Origin of the sequence: Clostridium sp. YIM B02506 (genome assembly GCF_022324845.1) — a bacterium.
Taxonomy (GTDB): domain Bacteria; phylum Bacillota; class Clostridia; order Clostridiales; family Clostridiaceae; genus Clostridium_T; species Clostridium_T intestinale.
The window spans coordinates 1-25,684 of record NZ_JAKGTG010000017.1 but is presented as its reverse complement, the minus strand read 5'-3'; the positions used below and the strand labels follow the sequence as shown (position 1 = coordinate 25,684).

Sequence of the window (25,684 nt, the reverse complement as noted above, 5' to 3'; positions counted from 1 at the left end):
TCCTCCTAACAAAAATCTCAAGGCAAGTAATGATTCAGACAATAAAAAATACCCCAAGCAAACGCTCAGGGCACAACAAACCAAAAGTAAATAAAGCCTATTACAACAAATAAAAAAGCTCTGAAATCCTAAAATTTCAGAGCTTATAAATGCGAAATAGCCGTATTATTAAGTAAGCTTAATAATACCTTTTACTCATCTTCTTCCATCCAGACTTTACTGTCGGCCTCGGAATTTCACCGAATCATGCTAAAAATTAGCTCGTGGGCTTTACCACCGGTAGGGAATTTCACCCTGCCCTGAAGACCTTATACAATTTTATAAACAAATTATATAGTTAATTTTTTATCATGTCAACCTTTTAAAAGTTAGGAGTAAATCCACAATATCCCACTTCATCACACTTTTCCTTCATATTTGTCCATCTTGCTTCATCTTTTATTGCCTCTAAAGCTGATGGATATAATATATAGTTTTCTTTAAATATATGATCTCTTAAGTTAAATATAATGTATTTAGCTGTTTCATCTAAATCTGCTTTAAATGCCTCAAAATTAATATACTTTATATTTTCTCCTAAAGATTTTAACCTTCTCTTTTTAGCTCTTAAATCCTCATGTTCCATCTTCATAATTCTAGTAGGTCCAGTTATGCCTTCCTTCTCCATCTCTAAAAACAATACATTTTCTTCTCTTTGATGGTGATTTTCTGCCTCTAATATATTATCTGCTAAAGTTATAATTTTTGCGAATTCTTCCTTAGTAGAATCATAGTCCTTAAACCCTTGTATGGCTTTATTTAACTCTTCTAATTCTGTTAAAAAGCCTAATATAACATCATGTTCTTCCACCATAGTATTAACTACGTGTCCTGGATATATTTTTGTCTTTAACTTCTCAAGTTCATCCTTTAACACTTCCATGTGAATCTCACATAGTCCTCTTAAATCCTCTGGTTTCATTCCTTCTTCAATTAAGTTTTGTTCTGCTACAGATAATTCCATAGGAGTGATTTCTTTTACTATCTTTAAAGCTTCCCCTCTAACTTCTTCTGTGGCACCTTCTGTATTTAATCGCTTTAATATATGCGATAAGTTTTCTACCCTCTCTTTATTCATCTCAAACCCCTCCTAATTAAATCATTTCAAATAAAACACTGTTTTCTTTGTAGATATGCATAAACAAGTTTTTTTCTAATTCATGTAACTTATGATATGCAAGTTTAAAAGTTGTGCAAGCACCTGCTGGTGGAGTAAAGTCTCTTGTAAGTTCTTCCATTTCCTTAAGAATGTCCCCAGCTCCATCATGTTCTGATTCTGTTTCCTCAATATATTTAATTAATTCTGCTTTTTTAACTTCATCTTTACTGTAAAAATACTCTTCCATAAGTGGAAATAAATTTTCTTCCTCTTTAATTAAATGTTCCTCTAGCTCAGTTTTTAAACTTCCAAATAGTTTGTGCAGTTTTAGAAGTTCTTCTCCATTATGGTTAAAATGTACTTTTAAAATTTTCAATAATAGTCCATCAATTTCTTTTATTTCTCTATAAGTATATTGATGATGTGTATCTACTATATGCTTTATTAGGTCTAATGGTTTTTCTTTTCTCCAATCCTTATACTCTTTATTGCTTTCTAAAAACTTCTCGTATTCATCATTTAACTTATCAACAAACAAATCAACATTTAATCCTTTATCTTTAAGTGCAGCACCTAAACTATCATGTCCTCCACAGCAATAATCTATCTTTACTTCGTTAAATATCTTACTAGAATCAGGAAATATTGAAACAACCTCTCCAAGTTTTTGATTCGCATTTATAACTCTACTCATTTTTAACACCCTCCAAAAATTCTTGTTTTCTATGAACTAATAATAACTTGTATTAAAAGATTAAAATATGATTCAAGTCACAATTTTAAAAAAGCTATAAAATTTAAATTCTTTTGCTCTTTTGCGCAATTGCGCAATTGATGTTTTGCGCAATTGCGCAATTATACACTTCTGCCCTGTAGGAGCTTCTTCCCAAGCTCCATTAAATTCCTTCTAATTTTGTACGTTTCTACGTTTCTAAATTTGTACACTTCTATTCTGTAGGAGCGTTCTTCAGCTCCATTAAATTCCTTTTGACTTCTCTCAAAAAAATGATTAGACTGACGCTGAGAAGAGCGTCTACCGAATAGATGTGTAGAAACTCTTCTTCTCAAGAGTTTCATTAGAATCATAAAAAAGTAACCAGCAAATTTTGCTGGTTACTTAAATTTAAAATTTATTTTATTCAATTACCTTATATACTCCCTTTGTTTCTTCGATGGTTATTTTACTTTCAGCTATAACTTTATCATTTTTCTTTGCTTTTAAAGTAACTTCAATTAAACTTGATTTTTCTTTTTTTGTATCTAAAGTTGGACTCCATAATACAGCTTCACCTGTATTAGTTATTTCTTTTTTAGATTCATTTTTTATTGTATTTATAAACCCACCCTCTGTGGTGCTCCAAGTGTATTCTATATCTTTAGTTTGTTCTTTTATCTCTAGCTCTGGAGTCATTGTAATTCCCTGTACTGAAGATAATTCTAACATGTAGGTTTTTATGTCCGTTTTTATAGATAATTTAGGTTCTTTTGAGCTGCATGAAGTCAAAATTAAAGGTATTATTAAAACAATTAATAAATAAAACCCTCTCTTCACTGGTCTCCTCCTTAATAATTATTCTACGTAATCCCTAAGTCCTTCTTCATCCTTTATAAAGATTATTTTGTTTCCAACCATCTTAATTACTTCTAATTCCTCAAGCTTAGATAACTTTCTACTTATAGTTTCTCTTGTAAGTCCTGTATAGTTAGCCATCTCTTCTCTATTTATCGGAAGTTTTATTTCTATACCATCTTCTTTTTTTGCTCCATAGTCTTTAGAAAATTCCAGAAGCATATGAGCTATTCTTATCTCAGCATCATTTGTAGCTAAGGTTTGAGCTAAATTTTCTGTCTGAGCTAGCTTTTTTGTAACCTCAGTAAGGATTTTTAAAGAAATCTCAGGATTCTTCAGTATAATTTGGTGCATATCTTCTTTAGTTAAGGTACATATTTTCACCTTACTTATAGCAAATGCAGAGAAGTTATGGGTTTCTCCTTCATTAAAAAGGCTTAATTCACCAAAGAAGTCTCCACTAGATAAAATATGTATTATCTGCTCTTTACCATCTTTAGTTATTTTAGAAAGTTTGACTTTTCCGTCATTTATTATAAATAAAGTTTCTGATTTTTCCCCTTCATGACAAAGAGCTTCACCATTTTTATATTCTCTATGTCCTGTCAAATTTTTTATGGCAAGTAGTTCCTCATCTGAAAGAAATGAAAATATAGGAACCTTCCTTACGCATAATTCATTTTTACAATTTCCACAATTACATTCTCTCATTGTAGTCACCTCAAATTTTTACTATGATATAATTAGATTATATATTTTATGGGAGGTATTTTCTATGGAAATAAACACGGAAATTTTAAAAGGATTTATAGGAACATATACTAAAGGTGATAGCAAGGGTATTTATAATTTTTCTTTTAATGCAAATTTAGGAGAAGTAAATAATATAAATGTAGCTGGAGAGCTTAGTAATCCAACTTATATAGCTATATCATCAAACAAAAAATATTTATATTCAGTAATGAAAGATGGAGATATGGGTGGAGTTGCTGCTTATTTAATAAATAAAGATGATTTAAGCCTATCTCTTCTAAACTATAAACTTTTCCCTGGATCTTCCCCTTGTCATCTAATTACTAATAAAGATGATTCTTATTTATTTTCTGCTAATTATCACACTGGTGAGATAAACTGCTATCCATTAAATGAGGATGGTTCTTTATGTGATCCTTCATCTAGAGTTTTTCATGAAGGAACTGGTCCAAACAAGGATAGACAAGAGAAAGCTCATGCTCATTTTGTAGGTCTTACTCCTAATGAAGAAAAACTTCTTGCCATAGATTTAGGTATTGATAAAATGGTAGTTTATGATTATAAAGATGGGAATCTTGTTGAGGATTCTTCTCTTACTGTAAAGTTTGAAGGTGGCTCTGGCCCAAGACACATGACCTTCCATCCTAATAAAAACTTTGCTTTTTTACTTAGTGAGCTAACTTCTGAAGTATTTGTACTAAAGTATAATCCTTCTAATAATGTTTTTGAAATTGTTCAAAAGATATCTGCTTTACCTGAAAACTTTAATGGTAAAAGCAAAGCATCTGCTATACATATTTCATCTGACGGAAGATTTTTATATACTTCCAATCGTGGATATGATTCTATAGCTGTATTTGCTGTAGATTCTGAAACTTCTCTTTTATCTTTAGTAGAAATAACAGAAACTAAAGGTAAATACCCTAGAGATTTCATCATAGATCCTACAGGAAATTATGTTATTGTTCCTCATGAAGGTAGCGATAATATGACTATATTCTCTAGAGACAAAAATACTGGAAAAATGACTAAACTTGATCAAGAATACACTGTTCCAAGTGGTGTTTGCATAAAATTTCTTTAATGGAGGTATCATATGTCAAAATTATTTAACTCAATACAAATAGGTTCTTTAAATTTAAACAGTAGATTAGTTATGCCACCTATGGCAACTGGAAAAGCTCCGGACGGAAATGTTACTGAAGATATATTAAAATACTATGATGATAAATCTCAAGGAGGTTATATAGGCCTAATTGTAATAGAACATAGCTATATTAGCCCTAAAGGAAAAGCTCACAAAAATCAACTTTCGGTAAGTGAAGGCGTTGATATAGATAAACTAAAAGCCTTAGTTGATATCATCCATAAAAATGGTTCAAAGGCTGTTATGCAGATTAACCATGCAGGAATTCAAACCTCAGAGGAAGTTACTGGCTTCCCTTCAGTAGGGCCTTCTTCTGTTGCTAACTCTAAAGGTGTTGTAGCTAAAGAGCTTTCTGTAGATGAAATAAAAGGTATAGTTAAAGCTTTTGGAGAAGCTGCTTCTAGAGTAAAAGCGGCTGGATTCGATGGGGTAGAAATTCATGCAGCTCATGGATATTTACTACATCAATTCTTTACACCATTAACTAATAAAAGAACTGATTCTTATGGTGGAGATGTAAAAAATAGAATAAGAATTCATCTTGAAGTTATTGAGGCTGTTAGAAAAGCTGTGGGGGAAAACTTCCCTATATTATTAAGATTAGGTGCTTCGGACTATACAGAAGGTGGAGTTACTATTGAAGACAGCTTAGTAGCTGGAGTTGAGTTTGAAAAGGCAGGAATAAACATTCTAGATGTTTCAGGTGGAGTTAGAGGATTTGTTGTTCCTGGAGCTAATGAAGAAGGTTATTTCTGGCCACTTACTGAAGCTCTTAAAGAAGCATTATCTATTCCAGTAGTTCTTACAGGTGGTATAGTTACCCCTGAAGCAGCAGAGAAACTTTTACAAGAAGAGAAAGCTGATCTTATTGGTGTGGGAAGAGCTATATATAAAGACTCTGAATGGGCTAAAAAGGCCGCTGAAAGCTTAAAATAGAAAACTTTGCATTAGTAGTTTAAAGCTGCTGATGCAAAGCTTTTTTTACATACTTTTAAATTAGATAACTTATGACTACAATTAATATTCCTCCAAGTGGAATGGTTAGTCCATTAAAGGTAGTACTAATAATACCCTGCTTAGTAAAGTTCTCATAAAATTTAGTTGTACTTCGTTCTTTTTCTGTAGCTCTTAAGTTCATATAGGATGAGTATTGAGATCCTTGAGATCCTAAGGATGTCATGTCTAATCCTGATGAGTTACCTCCCATAACTAAGAAAAAGCCTATTACAGTTACTATTAATCCTTCTATTAAAAGAACATCTTGTATCCTATAAGGATATCTTGATGAAATACCCATTGCAACTAATATTCCTACGGTCATTAATATAAAACCTAACCCAAAGGATGCTATTAACTTTCTTATATTAAGTTTTAAATCATGATGTCTGCCTTGAGGATTAATCCTTTTATAAGATTCAGGATGAAGATGAGTACTTATAGCATTTTTTAATATATCAAATATTAGAGCTATATTTATATTTCCTGACTCTTTAATTACGTCCTTAATCTCCTCTCCATACCTCTCTCTCCATTCCTTAGGATAAAGAAGAATTAAGAGGTCTATAAGCCTCATGTTAACCTCAATCTACTTTTTCCAGTAGATATTATCTTATTTATATGCTCTAGCTGAAAACTTAAAAGTCTCTTTCCTTCTTCTGTTATTGTATAAGGAATTTTCCTATCCTCGGTTATCACAGGCTTTATAAGATTATTTTTTTCTAATCTTGATATAGCTCCATATAATGTCCCTGCCCCTAGCTCGATAGAGAAATTATTTTTCAGATCTTCCATAATGGCATAACCATGCTTATCCTCTTCTGCTAGGCTAATTAGTATTAATAAAGAAATATCCTTGAACTTACCCATTTCTTCTAAATTCATAAACTCACCGCCTTATTACGTTATACTTTATATCGTATAACGTAATAGTATCAGTTTATTATTTATATGTCAATATTATCCACTAAAATTCTATATTTTTCTCTATACCTCTGAAGTGGCTTATGTGCATATTTTTTATTGCTAATATGTCTATTAATTTACTCGAATAGAAATCTATCTTATAATTGCACACTCCCATTTTTCTTTGGAAATAGTTTGTTGTTTCTGTTATTGATTGAACACTATTCATCTTAATTATTATGGAGGTTTTGCTAAAGGCTCCAAAGCTTCCATAAAATATCCTTTCATCATATCCCATTGTGTTGTTTCTATATTCTATATAACAACTAAATATTATTATTGGCATAAACATAAATATAAAAACTGCTTTGTGGAATATGAAACTTATCACTAGAAAAATCATAATACTAAAAATTACTGGAAATATAAAGAATCTTTTCATTGCTTTTTTAGGAGGATACTTTAGCTCAATATTTTCAAAATTAAAATTTGGAATTAAAGTATCTATTAATATGTTTAACTTCCCTTTATCAGTTAAGGGATAAAAAATTGCTTCTTCCTTTTCTTCATCTCCATAACCTGCTGTAACCACTTCAACCTTATATTGCTTAAACCACTGATTTATAAGCGTTTGCTTTAATTTTATAGCTTGTATATTTTTAATAGGTAATGTGTATTTTTTTAAGCTTATTAAACCATATTGGATGTTTAGTTTATTATCTTGTTCATATATTATAAAGTTGTAGTATCTAATAAATGTTACTATGACAGATACTATAAATGAGAGGATATAAATTACTGTAAATAATTGAATTGAAAATACAACCAATTCTCCCATAGATTTTTTAATTACATCTTCTATGTTAAAGTACTTATCTACATATTTGCTTATGTCTAGTTTTAGTGTATCTAATAAATCATCCAAAAATGTAAAGGAAGATACAATAAGTGTTACTATTAAGCCAAGTTTATTTTTTGTTAAAGCCAATATAAATAGTTCTCTATTAGTGCATTTAAATTCTTTTGATCTCTCTTTGTCTTGCACAGTGTTAGCTTTCTGAATTTTTGAATCTGTAGTTGTTTCTATTACACTTTTTATATATTCTATTCGCTCTTTATTTAAAACTATATCTACTTCGGCTTTTCCTAAAGTAGTACTTCCACTATCAACCTTAAGCCTGTAAATACCTATGATTCTCTGAAGAAAACTTTGTCCTATATCTATGGTTGAAATATTATTTTTAGATAAAGTTAATACTTTTTTACTGATTATTCCTGTTTGATAATATAGCATGTTCTCTTTTAAATAAAACTTTTTAGTATACCAAACTAATATACTGTATATTGCCATCAGCATGCATATGCCTGCTCCAATAGCAATGCTAACTAAAATTTCATTATTTAAAACCATGGGTATAAAAATAAAAAAGTTACCTTTTATGTATTTAAACGTCTGAGATATTATGGTTGATGGGTGATTTCTTTGAGGTTTATCCATTATTATCTACCCCCGTTTCCTGGGGTTCTAATAGTATCTCTTCCTCTAGTACTTGCTCTTGCTCATTTGCTCTATCCTTGAGTTTTTTAATTACCCTATTATTTATGTAATCACAAATTTCATCTGCTGTTTCTTTTGGAAGTCCTACTAATCCAAATACTCCTCCAGCTGTTGATATACTTACAGTAGCTATTTTATATAGCTTATTTATAGGACCTTGATTAACGGTTATGTGTTGGATTCTAAGCATTGGTATAATAGTGTGCTGTACAAAAAATATTCCATGATAAAACTCAATTTTATCTTCTGTAATACTATATTTCCACTGCCTGTACTCTATTTTAGGATATAAAAAAGCATTTAGAGCAAGCAAGAGTAGTATAACCCCTTGAATTATAGTAGCTACTAAAACAAAAGTCTCATCCCAGTTTTTTATAAATATTCTTACCCCTATAAATATTGCTAAAAATATTAGGAATGTTATAACTCTTGCTGTCCTCCAGGACTTTACTGCTTTTTTATCTACATTTTTAAACTCATTAACTTCTTGATCCTTTTCAATATACACGTATGTCTCTCTTTCTTCCATCTTCATCCCCCTAAGAATTATATTTATTTCCTTATATTTCATTATTATAACTTAAAATAGACAATAATTATCCTTAAATAATTATTAAAAAATATATTACAATCCATAATTTTATGATAATATATTAACTAATCTTATCAATAATAAGGAGTTTTATATGAAACAATTAAAAACAAAAGGCTTTTTAGTAGTACTTGGAGCTGTTTTGCTTCAATTGTGTATTGGCTCTATTTATTCATGGAGTCTTTTTAATGAACCTATTGCTACCTATCTTGATATTTCAAAAAGCAAGGTTGTCCTCACTTTTTCTATAACGGTATTTGTGTTTGCTTTTGTGACTATATTTTCTGGAAAACTTCAAGACAAAATTGGTCCTAAGCCTGTAGCAATGATTGGTGGAGCTTTTTATTCTATTGGTTTGTTTTTATGTTCAAAATCAACCTCTCTTTTAGATTTCTATATATACTACGGCTTTGTTGCTGGTATAGGTATTGGCTTCGTTTATGTATGCCCTTTATCAACTTGCATAAAATGGTTCCCAAATCATAAAGGATTAGTTACTGGAATTTCTGTTGGAGCTTTTGGCCTTGGAAGTTTAGTTTTCAACCCATTAATTCAAGCTTTATTAGCTTCTCTGGGAATCTCTAAGACGTTTTTGTTTTTATCTATAATAAATTTAGTTTTGATTTTTATAGGCTCTAACTTATTATCTTTACCTGATGAGTCATTAACTATTAAAAACAAGGTTGTAGCCATTAATAAAAACTATACACCTATGGAAATGGTGAAAACTAAGAATTTCCCTCTTCTATGGATAGCTTATTTATTTGGAACTATGAGTGGACTTTTAGTAATTGGCTTAGCTAGGGACATAGGAATTGAATTAGCTGGTCTTTCTTCTAAAGCAGCCGCTACTGCTGTATCTGCTGTTGCTATATTTAATGCTACTGGAAGACTTTTTTGGGGAACTCTCTCAGATAAGATAGGAAGAATAAAGGTAATAACCATATTATTTGGAATCACTACAGTATGCATGATACTTAAGAGTGTTTTAACCCTTAATATAATAAGTTACTTTTTAACTTTGGGAGGAGTAACCTTCTGCTTTGGAGGTTTTTTATCTGTGTATCCTACTATAACCGGGGACTTTTTTGGGCTTAAAAACCTAGGTTCAAACTATGGCTTAATGTATCAAGCTTATGGTATAGCAGCCTTAGTTGGTCCACTTATATCGGCCGCAGCCGGAAACTTAAAATTAACCTTTATTATCTCAGCTATTTTATCTTTAATAGGTCTAATTATATCTCTTTTTATAAAATCTCCTTTTAGGGGTAACAGTTAATATTTATATAGTTAAAAGTGAATAGTAAATGAAGAAATTCAGCTAAGCTGAATTTCAACAATAACTTTTAACCATTCTCTTTTAACTATTAACTTAACTCTAATAATGTACTCTTACTAACCAAAATTTTATTTTTTTATCACTCCATCCAAGATCCCATGGTACATTGTTTCTATCTGTATTATGACATGTAACTAAGGAATATCCTTTCGAATCTGCTCCAGTTACTGTTGAAATATGAGTTATATCACCCTTCTTCTCATAAGCCACAAAATCTCCTGGCAGTAGTTTATAAGATGCTTTATAAACCTTCTCATAACTACCTTTAGCTATAATTGAAGCTCTACCGCTATTTATCATATAAGATGTAAATTTATCTGCATTTACCCAAGGACCAGTAGCACTTCCTTTATCATAATTCCAAGTACCATTCTTTTTAAATTTTCCACCTTCACTTAATATCTGAGAAGCAAAATTTGCGCAGTCTCCACCCTCAGGATTAAAGTCTCTGTATTTCTTATTATACTTAAATCCATATTCAGGAGCTGTAGCTGCACCACAGTATTGCATAGCATAAGCTACTGCATTTTTTCTTCTCTCATTTATTTCTGACATGTCTCTCCCTGGCTGAGCTGCTATATACTCCTTAATATCTTGAGCTTTTATATTTTCTAAACTTAATGAATCAGCAAAGGGGTCTGTATACCACTCTTTTGTTATTATCCATTGACCATCTCTATTTGTTAATGTCATCGAATGATATGTTCCTATTCTAGAGCTATTAACCTCATCGGGTTTATCCTCATACACATACCTATATTCAGTATTACAAAGTATATTAAAATAACATTTTTCAGTTCCATTTTTTTTAGAACTTCTAACTACTATTTTAGGTATTATATCTACAAATTTTATTCCTTGTTTTTCTGCCCAGTTATTTATATACTTAACCTTTCTCTCCTCATACTCATATGCCCATTGACCGTATTTTGTATCAGTTGCATATAAGGTATCTATAAGCTCTAAATCTTTTTCTAAAACAGCCTTATTTTTACTTACAAATATGGTTTCCACAAAGTCTAAAACTTCTTGGTCTACACTTTCTGTATTTGCTGCCTGTGGAATATTTAATTTAATTAGAGAAAGAAATAATGTGAAAACTATAAACTTATTTACTGCTTTCCTGTATCGTTTTATAGGCAAGCTCATAGATACTTCTCCTTTCTTAACCTGTTTATTTTAAATTATCATTTATAATTTCTATAAATTCCTTAGTGGCTTCATCTTCTGGAGCTCCCTTATACCAACTTCCCTCTTCACCACTCCAACTACCAAAATATTTAGCTTTTAATATAATTTCAGGCCTATATTCAAAATGTAAAATATCAAAATGTCCCCATTTTCCTCCCCAAACAAAATTATTTTTTTCAAAAGCCTCAACTAATTCTTTAGGATATTGTAGAAGTCTAGAGTTACCATCCTTTTCTGAACTCCATTTCCAATAATCTCTTTTATCGCTTTTTAAATCTATTGCTATTCCATAAGAATGCGGACTTAATCTTCCTGTACCTGATATAACTCTATAGTTAAAGGTTCCACTTGCAGGATAAAGTATACCTCCTATATCTCCTCTGCTTTTTGCTAAGGGCATAACTTCTTTTAGCGCTGTTTCTAAAGAAGTTTTTGCACCATTTTTACTATTAAATTGATAATTGGTATACCCATATTGAAGCGCTATTAGATTAGTTTCTATAGCCTTTTTAGAATCTCCATATACTTCATTAAAAATCTCATAAGACCTTGCTCTTCCTGGATCAAAATCTTTTTTCATTATTTCTTTAGGCATTTCTAAAGGATATATTTGTTCCATCATATCCTGTAAATCTGGATCTTGAAGTTTGTCATCATGGGTTTTATTTCTTTTATCATCATATAAGACCTTTTTTCCTGATTTCATAATTAAATAAACTTTATCACCATTTTTTTCTACTGACTTTACATGTTCAGGATATGCAAGTTTTAAGGTAAGTAAATCTTGTTTCATTGTTATTAAATAATCTCGCTCTTCCGTAGCTGATGTAATTTTAGGAATATTTATAACTATTAAAATTAAAAATAATATTCTAGCTAAAGTTTTTTTCATTTCCTTCACCTCTTAAATCCATATAAATATATCCTGTCCTGAGTTTTAGCATAGTATGTGTTATAGATTTTTTTAAATTTACAAATTAATTTATCTTATAGTATAATTTACCGAAATAACTAAATATTTAAGGGGCTGATATTTATGAACGTAATTGATATATGTATGGGTATTCAAGCTGATATAGTTAAATGGAGAAGAGATCTTCATGAGATACCTGAACTCGGAATGGAATTAGAAAAAACACACAAATATGTAACTGACGAACTTACTAAGATGAACATTTCCTACAAAACCATAAGTAAAACTGGAATTGTAGCTATAATAGAAGGAATTTCAGATGGACCAACTATAGCAATAAGAGCTGATATGGATGGACTTCCTATTAAAGAAAAAACTAAATTACCTTTTTCATCTAAAAATAATTGTATGCATGCCTGTGGTCATGATGCTCATACTTCCATGCTTTTAGCAACAGCAAAAATTTTATCTGAAAATAAAAATTTATTAAAAGGGAATGTAAAACTTATATTTCAACCGGCTGAAGAAATTTCTTCTGGAGCAGAAGCTATGATAAAGGAAGGAGTGTTAGAAAATCCTAAGGTTGATTTTATATTAGGTCTTCATATAGGAGCCTTATTCCCTGAGGTTAAACTTGGTATGATTGGGGTTAAATCTGGTTATATAACTTCAGCTGTAGATAAAATATCTGTAACTGTGAAAGGAAAAGGTGGTCATGGTGCTATGCCTCACCTCTCTGTAGATCCTATCTTAATTGCATCTGAAATAATATCTTCATTACAAAAAATAGTAAGTAGAGAGACAAATCCACATCATCCTGTTGTTGTGACTATAGGATCAATAAATGGTGGCTCTAGCTGGAACATCATACCTGAAAAAGTAACTTTTGAAGGTACTATAAGAAGCATATATCCTGAAGATAGAGATATGTTAGAAAAAAGAGTAGTTGAGATTTGTGAAGGAGTTGGTAAAGCAAATGGTGCAGAAGTTAAGGCTTTATATGAAAGAATCTGTCCCTCTGTAAATAATAATCCTAATACTACCGATCTCCTAATTAAGTCCGCTGAAAAAATAGTAGGCAATGAAAAACTTCTTATTTTAGAAAATCCTACTATGGTTTCAGAAGATATGGCTTATTATTTAGAAGAAGTTCCAGGAACTTTCTTTTTCTTAGGCTCAAATAATCCACAAAAGAAAATTATTTATCCACATCATCACCCGAAATTTACTGTTGATGAAGATGTTTTGTGGATAGGTCCAGCTGTATTTATACAAAGTGTTTTTGATTTTTTTGATTTAATTTAAGATATTTATTTTAATAAAAACAGCCCCTATTAATTATAGAGGCTGTTTAACTTATTTATATATAGTTTTCTTACTTCTTCTATTTCACCTAATGATTTATCAATTTTTTCAACTTCAAAACCATTATTAATAAGGAGTTCTTCCCAAGAATCTAAATCCTTAGTTCCATGTTTACCTCTCATTAAAAGCAGTGGCTGTAGGACTATTTTATTTATATTCCTAGACTTAAGCATATATATAATGTCTTCTAAGGTAGTAGTACCTTCTAAGGTTCCTATAAGAACTTTTCCATAACCTTTATTAATAAACTCCTGTTGAAGTTTTAAATAGCTGCTATTTCCTTCATGATTAGTTCCATGAGCCATATAGACGTAATTAAGCTCTTTTGATGGATCAAGTGAGTTTATTAGATTCATATAGTCCTCATCCTCACTTAATAAAGGTGTAGCTACTACTGCTGTAATTCTATTTCTATAGCTTTCTACAACGTCTAATAAATCAAGATACTCTTTTCCTGGTATAAGATGGAGTGGAAGTATAAAGACTTCTGTGCATCCTAGTTCAATTAAAGCTTCAAGCTCTTCCTCAAGATTATTTACCTTTATCCCTGATTGTTTAAAAAGCTTATTAATAATAAATTTTGAAGTAAATGCAAGTCTAACTTCATCCCCTGAAAACTCTTTTTTAATCTCTTTAATCAATGGCTTTAACGATGAATTTACTCCCTCTAGATTAGCTGTTCCATGAGTTACTACTAATATAGCTTTCATGGTTTTACCCTCTAAAGGATTTAAAGGCTTCAATAAACTTATCTATATGAGCTTCTTCATGTTTTACAGATAAAAATAAAGCTTCAAACTGTGATGGTGGAAGATAGATACCATGCTCAAGCATATGTTTAAAGTATCTTACAAATCTTTCTTTATCGCACTTTTTAACATCTTCATAGGTTTCAACTTTTTCTCCTTCTGTGAAAAACAAAGTAAGCATTCCTCCAGCCCTATTTATAACTACTGGAACTCCATTTTCTTTTGAAGCTTCTTTAATTCCTTTTTCTAATCTCTCACCCAAGGCATTTATATGATTATAGTATTCTGGATTATTATGAAGCTTCTTTAAAGTTGCTAAACCAGCTGCCATAACTATAGGATTTCCAGACATTGTTCCTGCCTGATATACTGGTCCCATTGGGGAAAGCATCTCCATTATCTCTTTTCTTCCTGTGTAAGCACCACAAGGAAGTCCTCCACCCATTATCTTTGCGTAAGTTACAAGGTCAGGCTTTACCTTAAATAAACTTTGTGCACCCTTATAAGCTACCCTAAATCCACTCATTACTTCATCAAATATTAATAGAGTTCCGTATTCATCACAAAGACTTCTAAGTTCAACCATAAACTCATCATTAGCCTTTATAACTCCCATATTTCCTGCTACAGGTTCTATAATAACAGCACCAATATCTTTTCCTTTTTCATTAAATACAGTTCTAATACTATCTATATTGTTATATTCAGCTACCAAGGTATTTTCTATGTTTTCTCTTGGAATACCTGCACTTCCTGCAATCCCAGTAGTAAGTACCCCAGAACCTGCCTCCACTAAAAATCCTTCAAAATGTCCATGATAACAGCCTGAGAATTTAAGTATCTTATCTCTTTTTGTGTATCCTCTAGCAAGCTTAACAGCGCTCATGGTTGCCTCTGTACCTGAGTTAACCATTCTCACCATTTCTACATTATCTAGGGTTTCACACATAAACTTAGCTAAATCTAATTCAAGCTTTGTAGGTGCACCAAAAGCTATAGCACTTTTTGAAGTGTTATTAATAGCTTCAACTACATCTTCATCACAATGTCCTAAAAACATAGGCCCCCAAGCTAAAACAAAATCCACATACTCTTTTTCATCTTCATCATATATGTAAACTCCCTTGCCCTCTTTTATTATAGGAGGATTCATCCCTACATTATTAAAAGCTCTAACTGGACTGTTAACTCCACCAGGCATATATTCTTTTGAGGTTTCAAATATTTCTTTGTTACTCACAATACCACTCCTTTATTAGCAAAATTACATTTCTTTAAGCCATTTAGCTGCTTCTAGAGAATAATAGGTTATTATTATATCTGCTCCTGCTCTTTTCATAGATAAAAGCATCTCAAGAGCTATCCTTTTTTCATCTATCCATCCCATTTTAGCTGCTGCTTTAACCATAGCATATTCACCACTTACATTATAGGCTGCTATAGGATAGTCAAAATTATCTCTAGCCTTTCTTATAACATCTAAATAAGATAAAGCAGGTTTAACCATTATTATGTCTGCTCCCTCTTCAATATCCTGCTCCATTTCTCTTATAGCTTCCCTTAAATTTGCTGGATCCATTTGATAGGTTTTTCTATCTCCAAATTGAGGTGCTGAATTTGCAGCTTCTCTAAATGGTCCATAAAAAGCTGAACAATATTTAGCCGAATAAGCCATTATAGGTATATGTTTATAATTATTTTTGTCTAATACCTCTCTTATCTTACCTATTCTTCCATCCATCATATCAGAAGGAGCCACCATATCAGCACCAGCTTCAACATGAGATAAGGCTATTTTCCCTATATACTCTATAGTCTCATCATTATCAACATCAGTTCCATGTATTATCCCACAATGCCCGTGATCTGTATACTCACACATACAAACATCTGTTATAACTAATATATCTTTATCTAATTCTTTTATTTTTCTTATAGCTTTTTGAACAATTCCTTCCTCATTATAAGCTTCTGAACCACAAGCATCCTTATGTTCTGGTATACCAAAAAGCATTAAACCTCTTACTTTAGCTTCCTTAACTTCTTTAACTACCTCTTCTAATCTATCTATAGAGTAATGATAATTCCCAGGAAGAGAGCTTATTTCATTTTTTATATTTTCTCCTTCTACTACAAATATAGGGTATATAAAATCATCTGAGCTTAAGCTGTTTTCTCTAACTAGTGCTCTAGTAGCTTTATTTACTCTTAATCTTCTTCCTCTCTTTATCACTTTAACTTCCTCCATATTTCTTTTATCTCTTCTATAAGTCCATCATCACTATGTTCCTTGCATACTACAGCATCTATTTTATTTTCAATAAGTGTTTTTAAAGTTATTGGTCCTATAGCTACAACCTTTTTATCTTTTAAAGCTTCTATTCCTACCATTTCTATCATGCTGTTTACTGTACTAGGGCTTGTAAATAGTACCATATCAACTTCTTCAAATGCTCTTGGATTTTTGATTTCTCCTTTTATTGTTTCATACATAGAAACTTTATCTACTTCTAATCCAAGCTTTCTTATTTCTTCTGATAAGTAATCCCTAGCTTGAAGAGAACATGGTATTAATACCTTCTCCCCTTTATTTAATTTAGGTTCTAAAACCTTAAACAATCCTTCGCCTAAAAATTCTCTAGCCATAAGCTCTGGAATTATTCCTCTATCCGTTAACGCCTTTGAAGTTGCTTTTCCTACAACGCTAAAGCTAGCTTTTAGTTTTCTAACATCAAATTTTATATTTCTTAAATAATCAAAAAAGTAATTTACCCCATTTACAGAAGTAAAAACTATATGATTGTAATCTTCTAATTTATTTATATAAGGATTTAAGTTATCTGAAGTATCCCTAAATCTTATGGAGTTTATTTCAGTAACCTCTGCGCCTAAATCCTTTAGAGTTTCTCTAAGCTTAGATGCTTGATTTCTAGAACGTGTAACACAAATATTAGCTCCAAATAAAGGTTTATTTCCATACCAGTCTAAACTTTCATTAAGCTCTACAACATCCCCTACTACAATTATACATGGTGACTTTAATCCAGCTTCTACACTTTTAGAGTGTATATCTTCTAAGGTTCCAACTACCTTCTTTTGTTTAGAAGATGTTCCTCTCATAATTATAGCTGCCTTAGACTCCTTACTCTTTCCATTAGCTAATAATCTTTCTACTATATCCTCAAGATTTTCTAACCCCATTAAAAATACTAAGGTTCCGTTTTCCTTAGCTAAAGCCTCCCAATTAACTTTTAGTGAACTTGCTGACATTCCAGTAACTACATGAAAACTTTGAGACATCTCTCTTTGAGTTATAGGAATTCCACCATAATTAAGTACAGAAATAGCAGAGGTAACACCAGGAATTACTTCAAAGTCTATGTTTTCTTTAACTAACTCTAAAGCTTCCTCCCCACCTCTTCCAAAAACATAAGGGTCTCCCCCCTTAACTCTTCCAACTATATGCCCCTCTTTAGCTAATTTAACTAAAGTTTGATTTATTTCATCTTGAGTTTTATAATGTGAACCCGGCTCTTTTCCGCAATAGTAAACTTCACAATCATCATTTATATAATTTAAAACATTATTTCCTACTAATCTATCATAAAGAACAGCTGTACATTCCTTTAACTTTCTTACAGCTTTCACAGTTATAAGTTCCTCATCTCCAGGACCTGCCCCAATTAAATAAACTTTACTCATGTTCTCCTCCTTAAGCTTTTAATATAAGATTAGCCAATCTTTTTCCTAAGTCTATGTTATCTTCTTTATTTCCTAATATATCTTTTTTAATTATCTTTCCATCAATATCATAGGTTCCAATTAGGTAAAGGTCATCCCCTTTAACTTCGCTATATACACCTATTAAGGTGTGGCAATCCCCATTTAATGTCCTCATAAAGCTTCTTTCAGCCTCTAAAACACATCTAACTTCTTTATTGTCTAAAGCTTCAAACAAGGCTCTCTTATCACTATTTTTAAGAACCTCTATTCCTAATGCCCCTTGCCCTACTGCTGGTAACATCTCCTTAGGATCAAAATAAGTAGTTATAATATCCTCTAAACCTAATCTCTTTAATCCAGCAGCTGCTAATATTATTCCATCTAAGTTTTGAGTCTTCATTTTCTCTAATCTTGTTTGAACATTCCCTCTAATAGGAACTATATCTAAATCATTACGTAAGTTTTTGAGCTGACCTGCTCTTCTTATACTACTGGTTCCTATTTTAGCTCCTGTTTTAAGCTCTTTAAAATCTATTCCTTCTCTTGATATAAAAACATCTCTTACATCTTCTCTTTCTGGAACAGCTGCAATCATAAAGGCATCATCTAGTGCATAAGGAACATCCTTCATACTATGAACAGCTCCATGAGCTCTCTCTTCTAATAAAGCCAATTCTATATCCTTAACAAAAACCCCTTTTCCACCAATCTTATCTAAAGTTACATCTAGTCTTCTATCTCCTTCTGTAACTATAAGAAGTTTTTCACTATTAATTCCATGAGTTTTATTCAATAATTCCATAACCAGCTCCGTCTGTGCTTGAGCTAGCTTACTTTTTCTAGTAGCAATAATTAAACTCATAATATCCTCCACTTAATTAAATAATCTATGTACTAACTCTTCTTTAAAAAATAAAAGTAAACATTCTTTTTCTTTTCTTTTTTCCCACATAAACTTATAATCTTCTGTAGCAATAAAGCTTATTATTTCCTGTTTATATTCATTAAATTCTTTAGCCTTACTCCTAAGTTTATTTATAAATCCAATAAATTCATCATATTCTTTAAGGTTATTTTTTATTTCCTCTTTTATCATAAGAGAAGCTTTAGGATTTCCACCTTTAGTATTTAAAGCAAAATTAATATTTCCCAGGGAATCTTGAATAGACATGGCAGCATTTCCATGTCTGTAATTGCCTGCATTTATAAATATCTTAGCCTGCTCTTCACATTGGGAAATTATTTCCTTAGCAGCTTTCTCATCATCTATAGCTATTACTATTATATGTTTATCTTTAATAAAATCAGATTGATATGAACCTACTATAAGCTCAACTTCATTAAAATTTTCAAAACCATTAATAAAATCTTTTGCTAAAACATCAACATTACATCCACGTTCTAAAAAACTAGCTGTCTTTATAGCCGCAGCTCTTCCTCCCCCTATAATCCCTACTTTAATTTTTTTAGGAATCAGGGAAAGAAACATAAACTCTAACTCATGAATATCTTCTCTATTATCCTTAGACATTCCTCATCACTTCCCTTTAAACGCTCTTCTTTAAGAACTTCAATAGCTCTATTTACATAGTAATGTGAAGTACTTTTTATAAGATTATCTGCTAACCTTTTAGGATCTTTAGATGAAAGCTTATTATTAAAAGACTCTATTCTCTCTTCAGCTATCTTATTAGCATTTTCCTTCATCTTTTTTATGTAAGGAGTTATTTCCCTAATGTCTTTCCAAGTTTCAAAACTCTCTATATATCTATCTATTATGAATCTATTTTTATTCATCTTTTCTTTTCTAAGTTTTTTATTTTCTTCATCTATAAGAGCTATACTGTCTATGTCATAAACCTCAGCATCATCTCTTAACGCTATACTCTCTTCAATATCTCTAGGCATGGCGAGGTCAAATATTAAATATCTTTCCCCTTTTGGTAATTCTCTATTTTTTAATACTGTATGGGGAGCAGATGTGCACCCTATTATACACTTAACATCCCTCAACACTTCATTTTTCTCCTCAAAAGTTATAACTTTGACCCTGCTGTCATCTATGTTTTTTACTGAGCTTTTATTTCTGACTACTATATATAAACTATCTATATTATGAGTTAGTATATACTTTACAGACAAGCTTCCCATGTCTCCATAGCCTATTACCATGAAGTCTCTAATTCCTTCTTTAACAGCCTTATTTACGGCTATAGATGGATAAGATACTGGTATTTCATATAACTTAGCCTCATTTCTAAATTCCTTACCGCAAGTTATCGCTTCTTGAAATAAACGTTGAAGATTTCCATGAAGCCCTTTTACATTTAGAGAATTATCATAGGCTTCTTTAATCTGAGAAAGAATCTGATCTTCCCCTAAAATTTTAGAGTGAAGGCCACATGCAAGCTCCATTATATGCTTAACAACCTTTTCCTCTTTAATATGAAATATATATTCTCTTAATTCTTTATCCCATTCTAAAGTTTCAAATATCTTATATAAAATCTCATGACTTGAATCCTCAGAGTCAAAGTATATTTCTGTTCTATTACATGTATTTATTATCAATACTTCATTACAGAATTCCTTAATATTAATAACTTTATCTAATATATATTTATCTCTAATAACAAACTTTTCTCTTATATCTACACTTGTTCCTTTTAATATTCCGATTAGCTGAATCATTCTTTTCTCTCCTTTTAAGGAAACTCACTATACTCATTTTATACCAACCTCTTCTATATTTAAAGGTTTGTTTTCATAGTTTAAGTATCCCTCTAGGAAAGATGGGATTAAAAAAGTCATCCTTCTCAAAATTTTCTTCTCTGAATTAATTAACTTGATCAATTGTGGTTTTGCGCAATTGTCGTTTTGATGTTTTGCGCAATTGCGCAAAATAATTTTTAAAAACTCTTCGCTCTAGAGTTTCATCAAATTCCTTCTAAGTACAAAACAACAACATAATGACACTTTGACACTTTGACACTTTGACACTTTGACATAGGGTAGTCTACTTTTTCTTCTCACTCATTATTCATCTTTTATAAAAAACAAAAAGGAGCTGAGCCCTAATTAACTTAAAGCTACAACTCCTTAATATATAAATTATTATTTTTAATTCTTAGAAATAATTAATCAAGCTCTTCTCCATTAGATGAAATCACTTTTTTATACCAATAAAATGAATCTTTACGTAGTCTATTCAATGTTCCTTTTCCCTCATTATCTTTATCTACATAAATAAACCCATATCTTTTTTTCATTTCCCCTGTTGATATACTAACTAAATCAATACATCCCCAAGGAGTAAATCCAACTAATTCCACTCCATCATTGATTGCTTCCTTCATTTGATTTATATGATTACGTAAGTAATCAATTCTGTAACTATCATGAATAGACCCATCTGATTCAACTTTATCGATTGCTCCTAGACCATTTTCTACTACCATAATTGGTATTTGATATCTACCATATAACTCATTTAATAAATATCTTAGTCCTTTAGGATCGATTTGCCATCCCCAATCACTTGATTTTAAATATGGATTTTTAACTCCCATAACAACATTTCCTGAAGTTTTTAATGTGTTTTCATCAACAGTACTACAAGTACTCATATAATAACTAAGACTATAGAAATCTACCTTTCCACTCTTTAGAATATCTCTATCGCCTTCTTCTTCAAGAATTGAAATATCTAAATCCTCAAACATACGTTTTGTAAAATGTGGATATTCTCCTCTTACTTGTACATCTCCACAAAAATAGTTCATCCTCATTTCCTTTTGAGCTAATAATACATCATCAGGATTACAACTATATGGATATATACAACCCCCTGCAATCATACACCCTATTTTAAATTCAGGATTAATTTCATGACCTAACTTTACTGCCTTTGCACTAGCTATAAATTGATGATGCAACGCCTGATATCTTTTTGCAACCTGCTCTTTTGTATCAGGAAGCCCCATTACCTGCGCAGGACCATCTTCACACTTAAACCCACCAGATAATATATCTCCTATACTCATTGTAAGACAATTTATTTCATTAAAAGTAAGCCAATACTTAACCAAATCTTTATACTCTGTAAATAGTGTATTACAATATCTAATATAAAAGTCAATACACTTACGATTTAGCCATCCATCATATTTTTTCATTAAATTATAAGGTAATTCATAATGTGAAATAGTTACTAGTGGTTCAATTCCATACTTTTTGCATTCCTCAAAAACAGATCTATAAAAATCTATCCCTTTTTGATTAGGCACTTCATCATCTCCATTTGGAAATATTCGTGTCCAGTTTATGGACATACGAAACATACGAAATCCCATCTCAGCAAATAATGCTATGTCCTCTTTATATCTATGATAAAAATCTATCGCTTCATGTGATGGATAATGTGTGTCGCTCTTTATTTCATTAGTAAAATAACGATGTTTGTCTACAGTACCACCTGTCATATGATCGCAGACACTATCTCCCTTTCCATCTTCATTCCATCCACCTTCAAATTGATTAGCAGCTGTAGCTCCACCCCAAAAAAATTCCTTTGGAAAACTCATTTTTCTTTCCTCCATCTATTTAATATATATCTTCACCTTTGTAGATAAATAAGGTTACAATAAATGTTACTACAAATCCAATTAAAACACTTATTCCCATATAAATCACATTCATTTTTGTTGGTCCTATAAAACCTGCAACTCCAAAAATTCCCGCACTTCCTGCAAATGCATATGTGTATACTTTCATTAAACCTGCAAAAGCTGCTCCACAGAAATTTCCTATCATTGCTGCATATAATGGTTTCTTTAATCTCATATTAATACCAAACATTGCAGGCTCTGTTACTCCACCTACAACTGCTGTAATGGCACTAGATGCTGCTGTTGATTTTGTACTTTTATTTTTACACTTTACTGCTACAGCGGCAGCTGCTGCTCCTTGATTAATGTTAGAAAGCACACCTGCAACACAAACAATCGGCTCATATCCAAATGATGCAAATGATTGGAACATATAAGGAACTAACGCTCCATGCATACCTGTTATAACTAAAACTGGATATACAGCTGCTAAAAGCGCAACTCCAAAGAAACCTGTTGTATTATATAACCACATAATTGCTTTTGCTAAATAAGTTCCTAAAAAAGCACCCGCTGGTCCAATTAGGCATAGTGTTAGTGGTAACATTATTAAAATAGTTCCTAATGGTACTACTATTGCTTTGACTGAATCTGGTGATATTTTTTGAAAGAATTTTTCAACATATGACATTACAAATACAGCCATAATTATAGGGAAAATAGTACTTGCATAGGTTGCTCCATAAACGGGAATACCGAATATAGACATTCCTACTCCACCTGCAACATTAGCTACAATCGTAGGATGTATTAAGATTGCACCTAATAACATTCCTAGACCCATATTAGTTTTAAACTTATTTGCAGCTGTTGCTCCTAAAAATATAGGAAGAAAATAAAATCCTGCATCAGCAGCAAAGGCTAGCACATTATAAGTAGGCATATCTTTAGTTAAAAATCCAGCCATCTCACCTAAAATGATAATAACTTTTAACATACCAGCACCAATTAACGCTGGTATTAATGGCATCAAGCTTCCAGAAATACCATCTATAACTGCTCCGAATCCAAACTTCTTTTTAGTATCTAAATTTTCATCTATAGCTTTTTCAGCTGATATTCCAGCTTTTAAGCAGACTAATTTATAAGCATCTCCAACCGATTGTCCTATAATAATTTGTAATTGATCATTAGACCATTGTGCTCCAATTACCCCGTTTATTTTTTGAATCTCGTTCAAGTCAACAACACTAGTATCTTTTAAACTAAATCTTAAGCGTGTCATACAATGACCCAAATGACTTATATTATCCTTTCCGCCCACTAACTCTAAAACCTTTGTTGCAAGTTCTTCATATCTTTCTCTCTTCGCCATGTTTCTTCTCCTCTTTTTATTTATATTTTACAAACAATAATTATTTTGACGTAAAATAAAAACCGAAATGACACAATTATTTTTCGTGTCAAATTCGGTAATGCCTCCGCTAGAGTTACAATCCTCAAATTATTGTGTTGTTTTTTATAATACGATTAATATGCATCATTAAATACAATGTTTCATCTTCAGTAATTTTTGAATTCAGTCTTTTATCAATAACTGTACTGATCTTAACTGCACATTCATATATCTTAGGGAGTTCTTCTTTCATAGTTCTAAAAAGTACCCCATTATCATCTATAAATTGTTTCTTTTCTTCGATTCGTTTTAAATAATATCTTAAATGTATTACAAATCTATTGTAATTAAACCCTTTCCGATTAATCTTGGTATCAAATTCACCTTCAATAATTTCTGTTATCTGTTCAATTAATTGCTCTGCATCTAAAGTCGCCTTCTCATTAACACTTTCTTCTTCCGCATTTACAAAATGCATTGCTATATTAGTTATTTCACTCTCAGGTAATTTCACTGACAATTTTTCTTGAACTAGTTTAACTGCATATCTTCCTAGAGATGTCTCTAATGGATATAACTTTTCTACATCATAAGAAAATAACATCTTCATCTCTTTAAACTTTTCCATACGCTTTAATGCAAAATTTATGTGATCTGCAAGCCCAGGTAATAGATTAGGATTTAAATTACAATCAAGAGTCATCTGAGCTTTTTTAGCAATTATAGCTGATACTTCAAATATTTCTTCCGGTATTTCTTGTAGTAGCTTATAATAACTTTTATCCATTTTATAAAATGTCATAGAAATAGAGCTGAGATCTGTTATATGATAAGGCATTGAGGGAAATCCTATTCCTTTTCCAAAGGCAATTAGTTCATGACCTTTCTTATCCAAGCAAACAGCTACATTATTATTGATTTTTTTGATAACCTTCATGAATAATCCTCCTATTATTTAAAGTGAATCACCTTGCTCTCTCCAGCTATAACTTGTTTATCCCCTTCTTCAATATCAAAATTGAAATTGTCACTATTTGTTATAATCATAGGTGTAATTAAGTTAATATTATTTTGTTCCATAAACTCTCTATCTATTTCAATAATAGGGGTTCCCTTTTTAACCTTCTTACCAGCTTCTGATATTACTTTAAATCCTTTTCCATTTAACTCCACTGTATCAAGACCAATATGTACTAAAATCTCTGCTCCATTTGTAGTAGTAATTCCAAAAGCATGTAAAGTATTCGCAATCATTGAAATTTCTCCATCACAAGGTGCACACACTATATTTCCATCAAATCTAAATCCTATACCTTCTCCCATAAGCTTACCTGCAAACATTTTATCTGGTACATTTTCTAGTGCAATAGTTTCTCCTGTTACTGGTGCGTATAAATCATTATCTTTTTTCTTTTTAAATATATCAAACATATTTTTCTCCTTTACAAACAAAAAAACTCTCCTAGGTATTCCAAATAAGACAAAATAATTGTCGTTTTGGTAATGCCTCTAAGAGAGTAACAATCCTGATATTTACTTTAATAATATTACTAAATAGTATTAATAAAACGTTTAAATAAATATTAGCATTCACTAATAAACTTGTCAATACTATTATACTAAATTTATATCATCTCCATTATATTCCTGTTAAATTCCAAGGATGATATTCAACCATTCAACCATTCAACCATTCAACCATTCAACCATTCAACCATTCAACCATTCAACCATTCAACCA

At 31.2% G+C, this 25,684-nt stretch carries 25 protein-coding genes and 1 riboswitch; of the genes, 4 read left to right on the top strand and 21 right to left on the bottom strand.

The features are described 5' to 3' along the window. Window positions 1-193: 193 nt before the first annotated feature. Window positions 194-311: riboswitch (FMN riboswitch) on the bottom strand. A gap of 50 nt (window positions 312-361) precedes the next feature. From L1S49_RS13515 to L1S49_RS13500, 4 genes are all read right to left on the bottom strand, one after another. Next, entirely contained in the window at window positions 362-1,117 is a 756-nt protein-coding gene (locus tag L1S49_RS13515; protein ID WP_238905345.1) for a DUF438 domain-containing protein, read from the bottom strand. 16 nt (window positions 1,118-1,133) lie between these two features. Continuing rightward, window positions 1,134-1,832 (bottom strand): iron-sulfur cluster repair di-iron protein, encoded by a 699-nt coding sequence (gene ric, locus L1S49_RS13510; RefSeq protein WP_181601814.1) that lies wholly within the window; start codon window positions 1,830-1,832, stop codon window positions 1,134-1,136. 441 nt (window positions 1,833-2,273) lie between these two features. Beyond that, entirely contained in the window at window positions 2,274-2,690 is a 417-nt protein-coding gene (locus L1S49_RS13505) for a hypothetical protein (RefSeq protein ID WP_238905343.1), read from the bottom strand. Between the two features lie 18 nt (window positions 2,691-2,708). Further along, a complete protein-coding gene (locus L1S49_RS13500; protein ID WP_238905341.1) occupies window positions 2,709-3,419 on the bottom strand; it encodes a Crp/Fnr family transcriptional regulator in 711 nt (236 codons plus the stop codon). A gap of 64 nt (window positions 3,420-3,483) precedes the next feature. On the opposite strand from L1S49_RS13500, the gene L1S49_RS13495 reads away from it, so the two are divergent. Both L1S49_RS13495 and L1S49_RS13490 read left to right on the top strand, forming a co-directional pair. Beyond that, window positions 3,484-4,545, top strand: a complete 1,062-nt coding sequence (locus L1S49_RS13495) for a lactonase family protein (RefSeq protein WP_238905340.1) — start codon at window positions 3,484-3,486, stop codon at window positions 4,543-4,545. A 12-nt stretch (window positions 4,546-4,557) separates the two neighbouring features. Continuing rightward, window positions 4,558-5,544, top strand: a complete 987-nt coding sequence (locus tag L1S49_RS13490) for an NADH:flavin oxidoreductase (protein ID WP_238905338.1) — start codon at window positions 4,558-4,560, stop codon at window positions 5,542-5,544. Window positions 5,545-5,599: 55 nt separating this feature from the next. Here the strand turns inward: L1S49_RS13490 and L1S49_RS13485 are convergent, their stop codons facing one another. The 4 genes from L1S49_RS13485 to L1S49_RS13470 all read right to left on the bottom strand — a co-directional run bounded on the left by L1S49_RS13485 (window position 5,600) and on the right by L1S49_RS13470 (window position 8,597). Beyond that, window positions 5,600-6,181 (bottom strand): hypothetical protein, encoded by a 582-nt coding sequence (locus L1S49_RS13485; RefSeq protein WP_238905336.1) that lies wholly within the window; start codon window positions 6,179-6,181, stop codon window positions 5,600-5,602. Then, window positions 6,178-6,489 carry a PadR family transcriptional regulator gene (locus L1S49_RS13480; RefSeq protein WP_238905335.1) on the bottom strand — a complete coding sequence of 104 codons (312 nt, stop codon included), beginning with the start codon at window positions 6,487-6,489 and terminating at the stop codon, window positions 6,178-6,180. Before L1S49_RS13480 ends, L1S49_RS13485 begins: the two co-directional genes overlap by 4 nt. A gap of 82 nt (window positions 6,490-6,571) precedes the next feature. Beyond that, the gene (locus L1S49_RS13475; protein ID WP_238905333.1) at window positions 6,572-8,008 is read right to left on the bottom strand and encodes a PH domain-containing protein; all 1,437 of its coding nucleotides are present in this window, start codon (window positions 8,006-8,008) and stop codon (window positions 6,572-6,574) included. Beyond that, window positions 8,001-8,597 (bottom strand): PH domain-containing protein, encoded by a 597-nt coding sequence (locus L1S49_RS13470; RefSeq protein ID WP_238905331.1) that lies wholly within the window; start codon window positions 8,595-8,597, stop codon window positions 8,001-8,003. Before L1S49_RS13470 ends, L1S49_RS13475 begins: the two co-directional genes overlap by 8 nt. Before the next feature lie 157 nt (window positions 8,598-8,754). On the opposite strand from L1S49_RS13470, the gene L1S49_RS13465 reads away from it, so the two are divergent. Next, entirely contained in the window at window positions 8,755-9,939 is a 1,185-nt protein-coding gene (locus L1S49_RS13465; RefSeq protein ID WP_238905330.1) for an OFA family MFS transporter, read from the top strand. A gap of 99 nt (window positions 9,940-10,038) precedes the next feature. Here L1S49_RS13465 and L1S49_RS13460 read toward each other — a convergent pair whose 3' ends face one another. Then, on the bottom strand, window positions 10,039-11,148 hold the full coding sequence (locus L1S49_RS13460; RefSeq protein WP_238905328.1) for an amidase domain-containing protein: 1,110 nt from the start codon (window positions 11,146-11,148) through the stop codon (window positions 10,039-10,041). Window positions 11,149-11,173: 25 nt separating this feature from the next. Then, entirely contained in the window at window positions 11,174-12,082 is a 909-nt protein-coding gene (locus tag L1S49_RS13455) for a M15 family metallopeptidase (RefSeq protein WP_238905326.1), read from the bottom strand. Between the two features lie 144 nt (window positions 12,083-12,226). On the opposite strand from L1S49_RS13455, the gene L1S49_RS13450 reads away from it, so the two are divergent. Further along, window positions 12,227-13,408, top strand: a complete 1,182-nt coding sequence (locus L1S49_RS13450; protein ID WP_021804191.1) for a M20 family metallopeptidase — start codon at window positions 12,227-12,229, stop codon at window positions 13,406-13,408. A gap of 29 nt (window positions 13,409-13,437) precedes the next feature. Here the strand turns inward: L1S49_RS13450 and L1S49_RS13445 are convergent, their stop codons facing one another. From L1S49_RS13445 to L1S49_RS13395, 11 genes are all read right to left on the bottom strand, one after another. Beyond that, complete coding sequence (locus tag L1S49_RS13445; protein WP_238905324.1) at window positions 13,438-14,178, bottom strand: sirohydrochlorin cobaltochelatase; 741 nt, start codon at window positions 14,176-14,178, stop codon at window positions 13,438-13,440. 4 nt (window positions 14,179-14,182) lie between these two features. Then, a complete protein-coding gene (gene hemL / locus L1S49_RS13440) occupies window positions 14,183-15,457 on the bottom strand; it encodes a glutamate-1-semialdehyde 2,1-aminomutase (RefSeq protein WP_238905322.1) in 1,275 nt (424 codons plus the stop codon). Between the two features lie 24 nt (window positions 15,458-15,481). Beyond that, window positions 15,482-16,450: a porphobilinogen synthase gene (gene hemB / locus L1S49_RS13435; protein ID WP_238905320.1), complete on the bottom strand. Its 969-nt coding sequence runs from the start codon at window positions 16,448-16,450 to the stop codon at window positions 15,482-15,484. Next, window positions 16,447-17,919: a uroporphyrinogen-III C-methyltransferase gene (gene cobA / locus L1S49_RS13430; protein WP_238905318.1), complete on the bottom strand. Its 1,473-nt coding sequence runs from the start codon at window positions 17,917-17,919 to the stop codon at window positions 16,447-16,449. Before cobA ends, hemB begins: the two co-directional genes overlap by 4 nt. A 10-nt stretch (window positions 17,920-17,929) precedes the next feature. Then, the gene (gene hemC / locus L1S49_RS13425; RefSeq protein WP_238905316.1) at window positions 17,930-18,802 is read right to left on the bottom strand and encodes a hydroxymethylbilane synthase; all 873 of its coding nucleotides are present in this window, start codon (window positions 18,800-18,802) and stop codon (window positions 17,930-17,932) included. Between the two features lie 12 nt (window positions 18,803-18,814). Beyond that, the gene (locus L1S49_RS13420; RefSeq protein WP_238905309.1) at window positions 18,815-19,471 is read right to left on the bottom strand and encodes an NAD(P)-dependent oxidoreductase; all 657 of its coding nucleotides are present in this window, start codon (window positions 19,469-19,471) and stop codon (window positions 18,815-18,817) included. Beyond that, window positions 19,435-20,631 carry a glutamyl-tRNA reductase gene (hemA, locus tag L1S49_RS13415; RefSeq protein ID WP_238905307.1) on the bottom strand — a complete coding sequence of 399 codons (1,197 nt, stop codon included), beginning with the start codon at window positions 20,629-20,631 and terminating at the stop codon, window positions 19,435-19,437. The genes L1S49_RS13420 and hemA overlap by 37 nt, the downstream gene beginning before the upstream one ends. 446 nt (window positions 20,632-21,077) lie before the next feature. Continuing rightward, window positions 21,078-22,523, bottom strand: coding sequence for a 6-phospho-beta-glucosidase (ascB, locus tag L1S49_RS13410; protein ID WP_238905305.1), 1,446 nt, complete (start codon window positions 22,521-22,523; stop codon window positions 21,078-21,080). Between the two features lie 19 nt (window positions 22,524-22,542). Beyond that, on the bottom strand, window positions 22,543-23,922 hold the full coding sequence (locus L1S49_RS13405) for a PTS transporter subunit EIIC (RefSeq protein ID WP_238905302.1): 1,380 nt from the start codon (window positions 23,920-23,922) through the stop codon (window positions 22,543-22,545). Between the two features lie 124 nt (window positions 23,923-24,046). Beyond that, window positions 24,047-24,880, bottom strand: coding sequence for a PRD domain-containing protein (locus L1S49_RS13400; protein WP_238905300.1), 834 nt, complete (start codon window positions 24,878-24,880; stop codon window positions 24,047-24,049). A gap of 14 nt (window positions 24,881-24,894) precedes the next feature. Beyond that, window positions 24,895-25,374 (bottom strand): PTS glucose transporter subunit IIA, encoded by a 480-nt coding sequence (locus L1S49_RS13395; RefSeq protein WP_238905295.1) that lies wholly within the window; start codon window positions 25,372-25,374, stop codon window positions 24,895-24,897. Window positions 25,375-25,684 lie beyond the last annotated feature (310 nt).

Coding starts and splice junctions, on each gene's coding strand:
- L1S49_RS13395 (WP_238905295.1), bottom strand. CDS start 25,374: ATGTTTGATATATTTAAAAAGAAAAAAGATAATGATTTATACGCACCA.
- L1S49_RS13405 (WP_238905302.1), bottom strand. CDS start 23,922: ATGGCGAAGAGAGAAAGATATGAAGAACTTGCAACAAAGGTTTTAGAG.
- L1S49_RS13400 (WP_238905300.1), bottom strand. CDS start 24,880: ATGAAGGTTATCAAAAAAATCAATAATAATGTAGCTGTTTGCTTGGAT.
- L1S49_RS13450 (WP_021804191.1), top strand. CDS start 12,227: ATGAACGTAATTGATATATGTATGGGTATTCAAGCTGATATAGTTAAA.
- cobA (WP_238905318.1), bottom strand. CDS start 17,919: ATGAGTAAAGTTTATTTAATTGGGGCAGGTCCTGGAGATGAGGAACTT.
- hemC (WP_238905316.1), bottom strand. CDS start 18,802: ATGAGTTTAATTATTGCTACTAGAAAAAGTAAGCTAGCTCAAGCACAG.
- L1S49_RS13445 (WP_238905324.1), bottom strand. CDS start 14,178: ATGAAAGCTATATTAGTAGTAACTCATGGAACAGCTAATCTAGAGGGA.
- L1S49_RS13455 (WP_238905326.1), bottom strand. CDS start 12,082: ATGAAAAAAACTTTAGCTAGAATATTATTTTTAATTTTAATAGTTATA.
- L1S49_RS13495 (WP_238905340.1), top strand. CDS start 3,484: ATGGAAATAAACACGGAAATTTTAAAAGGATTTATAGGAACATATACT.
- L1S49_RS13515 (WP_238905345.1), bottom strand. CDS start 1,117: ATGAATAAAGAGAGGGTAGAAAACTTATCGCATATATTAAAGCGATTA.
- L1S49_RS13480 (WP_238905335.1), bottom strand. CDS start 6,489: ATGAATTTAGAAGAAATGGGTAAGTTCAAGGATATTTCTTTATTAATA.
- L1S49_RS13500 (WP_238905341.1), bottom strand. CDS start 3,419: ATGAGAGAATGTAATTGTGGAAATTGTAAAAATGAATTATGCGTAAGG.
- L1S49_RS13465 (WP_238905330.1), top strand. CDS start 8,755: ATGAAACAATTAAAAACAAAAGGCTTTTTAGTAGTACTTGGAGCTGTT.
- L1S49_RS13490 (WP_238905338.1), top strand. CDS start 4,558: ATGTCAAAATTATTTAACTCAATACAAATAGGTTCTTTAAATTTAAAC.
- ascB (WP_238905305.1), bottom strand. CDS start 22,523: ATGAGTTTTCCAAAGGAATTTTTTTGGGGTGGAGCTACAGCTGCTAAT.
- L1S49_RS13470 (WP_238905331.1), bottom strand. CDS start 8,597: ATGGAAGAAAGAGAGACATACGTGTATATTGAAAAGGATCAAGAAGTT.
- L1S49_RS13475 (WP_238905333.1), bottom strand. CDS start 8,008: ATGGATAAACCTCAAAGAAATCACCCATCAACCATAATATCTCAGACG.
- L1S49_RS13420 (WP_238905309.1), bottom strand. CDS start 19,471: ATGTCTAAGGATAATAGAGAAGATATTCATGAGTTAGAGTTTATGTTT.
- L1S49_RS13460 (WP_238905328.1), bottom strand. CDS start 11,148: ATGAGCTTGCCTATAAAACGATACAGGAAAGCAGTAAATAAGTTTATA.
- L1S49_RS13485 (WP_238905336.1), bottom strand. CDS start 6,181: ATGAGGCTTATAGACCTCTTAATTCTTCTTTATCCTAAGGAATGGAGA.
- ric (WP_181601814.1), bottom strand. CDS start 1,832: ATGAGTAGAGTTATAAATGCGAATCAAAAACTTGGAGAGGTTGTTTCA.
- hemA (WP_238905307.1), bottom strand. CDS start 20,631: ATGATTCAGCTAATCGGAATATTAAAAGGAACAAGTGTAGATATAAGA.